Here is a 500-nt window from a genome sequence, read left to right as displayed (position 1 = left end):
ATCGAATTCCCGAAGGGCCATGATTACGCCAGTTGTACGGACACGAACTCATCAGGGTCAGCCAGCAGCATCAGCGGTGCTGACTGAATCATGGTGAACTCACGCGCCGGATCGCCGGTGGTCACCCAGTTTTTCGGGTAACGGGCAGAGGCGTTAATGCCTTCGCGCTGTGCGTCCGCATCCTGAATGCAGCCATAGGTGCGCAGACCGCGTGCCTGAGTGTTCCCCAGCACCATCGTGTTGTCCGGCAGGAAGTTCTTTTTGACGCCGTTTTCCACGTACTGTCCGGAATACACGACGATGGCCACATCGCCATACATCCCCTTATAGGACACCGCTTTGCCCAGGTCTTTCACCGCTGTCTCCAGCTCGGAATTAGAGCCACGACGGGTATCCAGCTTCTCCTTGACGGCTTTGAAGGAACGGAACAGCGCCCAGCCTTTCGGATCGAACACGATGATATTCACCACACCGCTGGCGTTCAGCGCGTAGGCTTCGAT

The 500-nt window shown here is 57.0% G+C and carries 1 protein-coding gene; it reads right to left on the bottom strand.

The window, feature by feature from the left end; genetic code table 11:
- Nucleotides 1-23: 23 nt before the first annotated feature.
- Nucleotides 24-500 (bottom strand): major capsid protein (locus tag F0L74_RS33045; RefSeq protein WP_172828379.1); only part of this gene is annotated, 477 nt, incomplete at its 5' end.

The organism is Chitinophaga agrisoli (assembly GCF_008386695.1).
Lineage (GTDB): Bacteria > Bacteroidota > Bacteroidia > Chitinophagales > Chitinophagaceae > Chitinophaga > Chitinophaga agrisoli.
The sequence above is the reverse complement of the archived record's forward strand: the minus strand, read 5'-3'. Positions and strand labels throughout refer to the sequence as shown.